The organism is Actinocrinis sp. (assembly GCF_035946395.1).
Taxonomy (GTDB): domain Bacteria; phylum Actinomycetota; class Actinomycetes; order Streptomycetales; family Catenulisporaceae; genus Actinocrinis.
In genome coordinates, this window is record NZ_DASYZI010000344.1 from 1 (window position 1) to 9134 (window position 9134).

Consider the following 9134-nt stretch of genomic DNA (forward strand, 5'->3'; position numbering starts at 1 on the left):
GCCCGTGCCGGATCCGCTGCCGGACCCGGTGCCTGCGGGCGGGGTGAATCCGGCGCCGAGGTAGATGTGGATGTGACCGGCGGGTACGGACGAGTCCGCGACGGCGGTGGCGCCCAGGCTGGCGGCGATCTGCTGCGCGGCGCTCGCGGTGCCGGGGCCGTAGTACACCTTGCTGTGGCTGACGGCCGCGTGGGAGCTGACGACCCCGGCGGTGTAGCCGAGCGCGACCAGGGCGTTGGATTCGTCGGTGGCGCCGTGGTTGACGCCGGATCCGTTGTAGACGTCGACGATGGCGTGCGTGGTGGCTGTCGCGGGAGCCGAGTTCGCGGCTGTGGCGGCGGGGGCCGCGGAGTTGGCCGGAGCGGGGGCGGGGTCGTGGCCGATGAGAAGTTGCATGATCCGCTTGATTTGCGCGGGGTCGACCAGGTTGACCGATTCGCCGTTGCGGGTGGCGAAGCCCTGGATGGGCAGGGTGTTGAAGACGAGGTTGCCGGAGGTCAGTTCGGGGGCCTGTTGGGCGAAGTCGAGGATGTTCCACTGGTCGTCGATCACGACGTCCTTCTTCACCACGTCCAGCAGCGCCTGCATCTTGGTCAGGTCGCTGAGCACGCCGTCCTGTTTGAGTTTGTACTCGACGGAGGAGATGAAGGCCTGCTGGCGGTGGGTGCGGTCCAGGTCGCCGTTGGTGAGGTTGTGGCGCTGGCGTACGAAGGACAGCGCCTGTGAGGCGTTCAGGACGTTGAGCCCCTTGTGGAAGCTCGCTCCGGAGCCCTGGCCGTTGATGGCGGGGTCGGTGGTGTCCGCGTTGAGGCATACCGTGATCGGCTGGACGACTTGGGCGATGTCGTAGAAGCCGAGCAGGTTGACCTCGGCGAAGTGGTCGATGTGCACGCCGAGGAAGTTCTGCACGGTGGCCAGTGTCGCTTCCCGGCCGATTTCCCGGCCGCGTGCCTCCAGCGCCGCGCCGGTCAGGCCCTGGGCGCGCAGCCCGGGGTCGGCGGCGGCCTTGGCCAGGCCGTACGCCTCTTTTATCTTGTGGTAGCCCTGGGAGGTGCCGTCGCCGTTGAGGGTCTGGATGTAGTCGTCGCGGGGGATGGAGAACGCCTGGGCCCTGCCGCCGTTGGCGGGGATGTGGATCAGGATCAGGGTGTTGGTGTTGTAGCCGCCGATGTCGCTGGAGCCGGCGTGCAGGTCCTGCTCGACGAACTTGACCGGCAGGTCGTTGCCGTTCTGGTCCTTTCGGCTGTCCAGGCCGATCAACAACAGGTTGACCGAGTTGTCCAGCTTCGGCGGGGCGTTGCGGACCGCTGACAGCGCGTCGGACGTCGTCAGGCCACTGGTGAGCTGGTCGTGCACGTACCAGGACAGGCCGCTGACGGCCAGGGCCGCCACGCCGAGCAGGCTGACCGCCACCCGGCCGGCGACCACGCCCGCCGAACGGCCTTTGCCGGGGCGGCCGGGCGTGCGGAACGGACGGGAATCACTGGCCACGGAGGTCCTTGAACCCGGGCCGGAGCGATGCTCGCGCATCGGCGAGTCGTCGCGCTCGTATGGCGCGTTTTCCTGGTCATACCGGTCGTTCCACCGCTCAGACACGTGTCCCCCTCGTGTTGGCTGCGTTCCTGGCGACGCGGACGCCTGCGACGACGAGCGCGGCCACCGTGCCCGCCGCGATACCCGGGAACGCCCCGGCGAGCCCGTCGAAGACGTTCGTGGCCGCCGCGACGGAGGTCTTCGCGCTGCTCACGCCCGCTACAGCGACCCACGCGAACGCCACCGCGAGCAGCGCGGTCGGGGTGCACGGCACGATCCACCACAGGCCGTTCTCGGTGGACAGCAGCGCGGCGCCGAGCGCGGCGGCGACGGCGGCCACGGTGAAGAAGACGCCGAGGGCGGGACCACTGGCGACCGCACCGAGCAGTGGCACCACGATCAGGATCAGCGGGCCCAGCAGCGTGGATTGCTGCCAGGACCGCGACTGTGGCGCGGCCGTGATGCGCTGGGGCGACGTCGGCCGGTTTTGCGATGGGTTGCGGGGATCGCGGGGCGGCTCTCGGCGCGGGGTCGCGCGTGTGGGGTACGCCGCCGGCGCGGAGCCCTGCGGGTTCCGTGTGTCGCGGGGCGGTTGTGTGCGTGGCGGGGGATACCCGTCGTCTCCGGCCCATCGATCCTCGTTCGACGCCGACGGCCAGGGGCGTTGCCCACCCTGCGGTTCCGGGCGTTCGTGCCCTGCTTGCCGCCAGTCGTCCCCGTATTCCCGCACTCAGGCCCCCTTGGCGCTCGCTTGCGTTGTGGCGCAAGTATTCACCGGTAGAGACGCGGTACCGGGGCCGATGGCTGCCCGGTTTGTCGACGGTTTCGTCACCGATCGGCAACAATCGGTCCGGCCCGGCGCGGTGTTCGCCAGGAGTGTCAGAGCGGTCCGGGCCGTCGCTTCGGTCCGCGCGTCCTCACCCGCTGCCGGGGTATATGTGGCCTGCGTTACTCTCTTTAATTGCTTGATTGCGCAAATCTCGAATTATGCTGGTGTCCGGCGGCGGTGCATGAGGGAGCTGAGGGGGTCACGGAAGGTGGTCGGGCCTGTGCAAGGCGGCGGGGCAGGGGCGTCGCAGGCGTGGATCGGCGGCGAGCGGGCGCTGTCGGGGCCTGGTGCGCTTCGGGTGAACATGCGCTGGGATCTGGTCGCGCGGCCGGCGGGTGCCACACGCCCGCCGCAGTTCGACGTGGACCTCGGGGCTCTGTACGAACTGGCGGACGGTACGAGTGGGGCGGTGCAGTATCTGGGCGGATTGCGTGGGGCGTTCGATCGCTCCCCGTTCATCGCGCACGACCAAGACGACCGGGCGGGTTCCGCGGCGGGGGAGAACCTGTTCGTCAACCTGGACCGCGGCACCCAGTTGCGGCGCGCGCTGGTGTTCGTCTACGCCCACAACGGGCCGTTGGCCAACGGGCGCATCATGGTCGAGTTTCACCCGCCTGGGGGCTCCAGGCCGCTGATGGTCGTGCTTGAGCACATTCCGCCCGAGGCGCACTCCTGCGCAGTCGCGCTGCTCGTGCGGCACGAGGGGCAGTGGAACCTGCGGCACGAGGTGCGCTACGTGGCCGGCTACCAGTCGGAGATCGATCGTGCGTACGGGTTCAGGCTGCGCTGGGCACGCCAGGACAAGTCCGGCCTGTGATGCGTGATTTTGGCCGGATGGGCGCTGCCCAGGTCGACGAGGTGCACCGCTGGTGACTTGGCGCCGGCGTGTGGAGGCTGCGCAGTGAAAAGAGCTGCGCAGTGAAAAGAACCGGGAGGCCGCGGTATCTGTTGGCCGACCGTGCCCGCGCTGTCACGCCGCCGGTCGATGACTCGGGTGTTCGACGGCATGATGGCGCCGTTCGCTCTATCGTGATGATTGCGCAACCGCGCAAACCACGCCGTGCTGCGTGCCGTCCGGTACTGATGTACGGGCCGTCAGGGGCGGCGGAAAGGACCGGGCGATGGGCGGGCGAGACGCTTCCCGAGGTGACGCGGACGACGCGCGCCGAGACGAGCCTGCCACGGACACCCGGCCGCCTGGTCCCGGTACGCAGCGGAAGGCCCGCCGTCGCAGGGCACTGAAGATCGTCGCCGCGGCGCTCGCGGCGCTGGTCCTGGCGTCCGCGGCGACCGGCGCCTACGTCTACGAGCACTTGTTCGGCCGGATCCGGACCGTCAGTCTCGCGCACCTGACGCACCGCCCCGCGACGGCCAAGGCCGACGCGCAGGGCAACACGGCGCAGAACCTGCTGATCCTCGGCTCGCAGACCCGCGACGGGCAGAGCGGCCCCAACCTCGGCGACTCCAGCAAGCTGGGCACCGACATCTCGGACACCACGATGCTGGTGCACGTCAGCGCCGAGCGGAAATGGGCTGTGGTGGTCTCCATCCCGCGAGACCTGATCGTGCCGCGCCCGCAGTGCCAGGGCCGCACCGATCCCACGGTCACCGTGTCGGCGTCGAGCGCGGCGATGTTCGATCTGGCGATGAACCTGGGCGGCCCGGCCTGCGCGGTGGCCACGGTCGAGCAGATGACCGGCATCCGGATCGACCACTTCGTCGAGGTGACCTTCAACGCCTTCCAGGAACTGACCACCGCGGTGGGCGGCGTGACGGTGTGCATCCCGCCGCCGGGCATCAACGACCCGGATTACAGCGGCCTGGTCCTCGGCCCGGGACTGCACACCGTCAGCGGCGGGCAGGCTCTGGAGTTCGTCCGGGACCGGCACGGGGTGGGCACGGGGACGGACCTCGGCCGCATCCAGTACCAGCAGATGTTCGTCTCCTCCCTGTTCGCCAAGCTCACCAGCGCCGGCACGCTGTCCGACCCGATCACCCTCTACAAGGTCGCCAACGCGGTGACCGGCAATCTGACCGTGGACGACGGCCTGAAGTCGCTCTCCGCGATGGTGGGCTTGGCGCAGAGTGTGGCGGGCCTGAAGAGCCACTACGTCCAGTTCGTCACCGCCCCCTACGTCTTCGACCCGGTCGACCCGAATCGGGTCGATCCAGGGCAGGGCTTCGCTGCGGTATGGGATGACTTGCGCGCGGACACGCCGCTGCCCGGCTCTCCGGCCGCGGGCGCGTTCGGCATCACGGCGAGCAGGTCGCCTTCGCCTTCAGTATCGATGTCGGCATCGGCGAGCAGTGTTCCGCTCGCCTCGCTGACCGTGAAGGTCTACAACGGCACCTCGACGCCGAGCCTGGCGGCCAACGCCGCAGCGAACCTCAAGGCCCTGGGCGTGAGCACGAGCGTCGGCGACAGCGGGTACAGCGGGTTCGCCAAGACGGAGATCTACTACCCGGCTGGACAGCGGGCGCAGGCGCAGGCGCTCGCCGGCCAGGTCGTGGGAGCCGAGATCGAGCAGAGCAGCAATGTCGGCACCCTGACTCTGGTCGTCGGCCAGAACGCCCCTGCGAACATCACCGCCACCCCGACGCACGCGACCGGCCCCGGGACTGGCACGAACGCATCGCCGAGCGCCACCATCAGCGCGGAGAGCCGCACCGGGGACCAGGACATCTGCTCCAGTCTGCCCACTCCGGTGCGCTACGGCGGCCACCCGTAAGCCTCGCCGATCTCGCCCGCGGCGCCGCGGGGGCTGTCCGGTTCGGCGATACGGCACGATGGTGCGGTGAGCCGGTCGGCACGACGCGGGATGGAGCGAGATGGGCGAGGGTGCGCACGAGGACGATCTGCGGCTCGACCCCGAACTGATCCAGGAGGCCGCCGGGGTGTTCGGACTGCTTGCCTCGACCACCCGGCTGCACCTCGTATGGCTGCTCGCACACGGTGAACAGGATGTCGGCGCGTTGGCCGACGCGGTCGGCGGGGCGCTGCCCGCGGTCAGCCAGCACCTGGCGAAGCTGAAACTGGCGGGACTGGTCACCGCGCGGCGCGAGGGACGCCGTCAGGTGTACCTGATCGCCGATCCCCGTGTGGCCGCGACCGTGCGACACCTGGTGCTGGCGCTGGGCACCCCGGCCAGCGCCCCGCGCCGCAGTCGCCGCATGTTCGGTGGTTGACGGTGGAGGCCGCGCGGGCGGTCCCCGCGCTGTCGCCCGGCGAGTCGCGGCCGGTCGTCGAAGACGATCACCTGATCAGGGGCGATCCGCACGCACTCGGCACGATGCCGTGCCACCAACTGCTGCGCACCCTCCAGACGAGCCCGCGTGGGCTGACCGAGCGCGACGCGGAGCGGCGCGCGTCCGCCTGGGGCGATAACACGCTGCGCACGCGCACCATGCCTCACGGCGCGCACCGCCTGCTGGCCGCGGCGCGCGATCCCTTCGTGCTGCTGTTGGCCGTCATCGCGGCTGTCGCGGCCCTGACGCGCAGTCCGGCCAGTACCGCGGTGATCATGGTGGCCGTCGTCATCGGCTGCGTGCTGCGGGTGCGTCAGGAGGCTCGGGGGCAGCGTGCGGTAGCGGCGCTGCGCACTCTGGTCGGGGCGAGCGCGAGCGTGCTGCGCCGTGCGGAACACGGTGCGCTGTCCCGGGTGCGCGAGGTTCCGATCGAACACTTGGTGCCCGGGGACATCGTGCAGTTGCATCCCGGGGATTTCGTGCCGGCGGACCTGTACTTGCTGCGCAGCGACGGCCTCACATTGTCCGAAGGGGCGCTGACCGGCGAGTCGCGCTTGGCGGCGAAGACCGCGGCGCCGGTAACCGGTCCGGATCCGTCGGCCGCTGAGCAGACCTGGCTGTGCCGCGCCGGAGCGCGGGTCGCCCATGGCACCGCGACCGCCGTGGTGATCGCCACCGGGGCGGACACCGTGTACGGCGCCGCGCACGACGCGCTCGCCGGACCGGGCGCGCAGCCCGCGACCGCGTACGAACGAGGCGTCGCGAGCATCACCCGGCTGCTGCTGGTCGGCAGCGTGCTGACCGGGGCGCTGGTCTTCGCCGTGCTGGCGGCCACCCGCGGGATGCACGCCGAGGCACTGCTGTTCGGGCTCGCGGTCGCCACCGGCCTGACCCCGGAGATGCTGCCGGTGGTCACCACCGGGGTGCTGTTCGCCGCGGCGCGTGAGCTGGGCCGACACGGCACCGCCGTGCGCCGGCTGGCCGCCGTGCACAACCTCGGCGCCATCGACGTGCTCTGCATCGACAAGACCGGGACGCTCACCCTCGGCCGCCCGACGGTCGCCGCCTGCCTCGACGCCGAAGGCCGGGCAGCGCATCCCGACCGCGACGACAGCGCACTGACATGGGCCCGCGCCGTGAGCGCGGCCGTACTCGCCCACGCCCCCGGCCTGGTCGATGCGCTGGACGAGGCGCTGCTCGACGCATACGACGGCGCGCACCGCTTCGAGGTCCTCGACGTGCTGCCCTTCGACCCCGTGCGCCGGCGCGCGAGCGCCCTGCTGTGCGAACCCGGCCGACTCGGCGGCGGCCTGCTGGCCGCGCACGGCGCGGTGCCCGACATCCTCGAAGCCTGCGACAGCCTGCTGCGACACGGCGAGCAGGCGCCCCTCGACCCGGCCACCCGTGAGCGCCTGCTCGGGCTGGCCGAAGCGCACGCGACGCGATACGAGCGGCTGCTCGCCGTCGCGATCCGCCCACTGCACGGCAGACCGCGAACGAGGCCGCTGCGCCCGGCCGACGAGCGGCGGCTGACCCTGGCCGGTTTCGTCGTGCTGCGCGACCGGCCCCGGGCCGAGGCACGCGGCGTGCTGTCCCGGCTCGCCGACGCGGGCGTCGAGACGAAGGTGGTCACCGGAGACATACCCGAGGTGGTCGCCGCTGTGTGCGCCGAACTCGGCCTCGGCGCGGGCCGGATCGTCACCGGCGCTGACATCGACGCCTGCGACGCGGCCGAGCTGCGCCGACTCGTTTCGGGCGCACGCGTGTTCGCGCAGGCCACACCGGCGCACAAGGCCCTCATCGTAGGAGCGTTGCGCGACGCCGGGCGGGCCACCGGTTTCCTCGGCGACGGGGTCAACGACGCGCCCGCGCTGCGCGCCGCCGACGTCGGGCTCTCCCTCCCGGAGGCGGCGGACGTGGCCCGTGAGTGCGCGGACGTGGTGCTCGGGCCCGGCGGACTTCACGCGCTTCCCGACGTGATCACGGCGGGGCGGGGCGCCGCGGTGAACACCGCCAAGTACTTGAAGATCACGCTGAGCTCGAACGCGGGCAACGTCCTGTCGACGCTGGCGGCGGCGCTGGTGCTGCCGTTCCTGCCGATGCTGCCGCTACAGATCCTGGTACAGAACCTCGCCTTCGACCTCGCGCAGCTGGCGCTGACCACCGACCGCACCGATCCGGCCGCCGCCGCCCGGCCGCGCCGCTTCGACCGGCACGACCTGGTCCGCTTCACCCTGCTGTTCGCCCCGTTGGGCACCCTGGCCGATCTGGCCACCTTCCACGCGCTCGCCCCGCACGGCGCGGCCGGCCCGGGCGCGCAGGCGCTCTTCCGGGCCGGCTGGTTCGCCGAGAACCTGCTCACCCAGGCCTGCGCGATCCTGCTGCTGCGCAGCCGGCACTCCTTCGAGCGCCGCAGCCGGGCGCGCGGCGCGCTGTTCGCCGCGACCACGGCGCTGGCCGCCCTCGCGCTGTTTCTCCCGCTCGGCCCGCTGGCCGCCTCCCTCGGCCTGGCACCGCCGCCGCCGCGGTTCTATCCGCTGCTCGCCGCGATCGTCGCAGGATTCTGCGTCCTGGTCGCCGCGGCGAAGGCCGGGTACGCCAGGGCAGGGCACGCGGTGCCGTGACCGTTCCCGTCGATCGTGGTGTCCGGGGGAGCGGTGCCGTCGGGGCGCGCCTGGTCAGCCGCAGGCCGTGCCGTTGAGGGTGAAGTGTGTCGGGACTGCGTCGCTGTTGGTCCAGGTGCCCTGGAAGCCGAAGGATGTGCTTGCGCCGGGGCTGAGCGACCCGTTGTAGCTCAGGTTCGCGGCGGTGACCGTCGCGCCGCTTTGGCTGACGGTCGCGCTCCAGGCGTTGGTGACCTTCTGATCGCCGGGGAAGGCGAAGGCCAACGTCCAGCCGTTGATCGTGGACGTGCCGGTGTCGGCGATGGTGACGTTGGCGGTGAAGCCGCCTGCCCACTGGCTCTGCGTGCTGTAGGTGACGTGGCAGAACGTTGAACCGGTGGGGCTCGCGCTGGCGCTGGCGCTTCGGCTCGGGCTGGCGCTCGGGCTGCTGCTCGGCGTTGCGGACGCGGACGGGCTGGGGCTCGCGCTGCGGCTCGCACTGGGGCTCGCCGAAGCCGACGCGGAAGCCGACGGCGAGGTGGCGCCGTTCGCGGTGACCCGGTACATGACCACGCCGTGCGCCGGGACGCTCGCGCTGAACGTGCTGCCGTTCGTGGTGGTGCTGCTGTGTGCCCACAGGTCGTTGAGCGTGTAGCTCGACGCGCTCGGCAGCCCGACCGCGGCGGCGGTCGTGGAGATCGTGGCCGCACTGGCGTTCTCGTTGAACAGCGTCACCGCCACGTCCCCGTTGGACAGGGGCTTGGCCAGCACGTCGAGCCCGCCGGTCGAGGAGACTTCCACGCCCTGCCTGCCCAGCGGGTCCTGGTCCACCGCGATGACGTCCTTGTTCAGGTAGATCGCCATCGTCGCGGCGCTCGCGTTGCGCAGGTCGGTGCCGGCCAGCAGCGGCGCGGCCATCTGCG

At 71.4% G+C, this 9134-nt stretch carries 7 protein-coding genes; 4 read left to right on the forward strand and 3 right to left on the reverse strand.

The genetic code is table 11. The features are described from left to right. The coding region (locus VGS97_RS21460) for an LCP family protein (RefSeq protein WP_326855408.1) at positions 1 to 1491 on the reverse strand (1491 nt) is incomplete at its 3' end. Between the two features lie 97 nt (positions 1492 to 1588). Next, positions 1589 to 2263, reverse strand: a complete 675-nt coding sequence (locus tag VGS97_RS21465; RefSeq protein ID WP_326855409.1) for a DUF6542 domain-containing protein — start codon at positions 2261 to 2263, stop codon at positions 1589 to 1591. Between the two features lie 319 nt (positions 2264 to 2582). Between VGS97_RS21465 and VGS97_RS21470 the strand changes: the two genes are divergently transcribed. From VGS97_RS21470 to mgtA, 4 genes are all read left to right on the forward strand, one after another. Continuing rightward, positions 2583 to 3179, forward strand: a complete 597-nt coding sequence (locus VGS97_RS21470) for a hypothetical protein (protein WP_326855410.1) — start codon at positions 2583 to 2585, stop codon at positions 3177 to 3179. Positions 3180 to 3483: 304 nt separating this feature from the next. Then, entirely contained in the window at positions 3484 to 5091 is a 1608-nt protein-coding gene (locus VGS97_RS21475) for an LCP family protein (RefSeq protein WP_326855411.1), read from the forward strand. A 100-nt stretch (positions 5092 to 5191) separates the two neighbouring features. Further along, the gene (locus tag VGS97_RS21480; protein ID WP_326855412.1) at positions 5192 to 5548 is read left to right on the forward strand and encodes a metalloregulator ArsR/SmtB family transcription factor; all 357 of its coding nucleotides are present in this window, start codon (positions 5192 to 5194) and stop codon (positions 5546 to 5548) included. Between the two features lie 2 nt (positions 5549 to 5550). Beyond that, positions 5551 to 8232 (forward strand): magnesium-translocating P-type ATPase, encoded by a 2682-nt coding sequence (gene mgtA / locus VGS97_RS21485; RefSeq protein ID WP_326855414.1) that lies wholly within the window; start codon positions 5551 to 5553, stop codon positions 8230 to 8232. 54 nt (positions 8233 to 8286) lie between these two features. Here mgtA and VGS97_RS21490 read toward each other — a convergent pair. Further along, positions 8287 to 9134: cellulose binding domain-containing protein (locus VGS97_RS21490; protein WP_326855413.1), on the reverse strand; the 848-nt coding region annotated here is incomplete at its 5' end.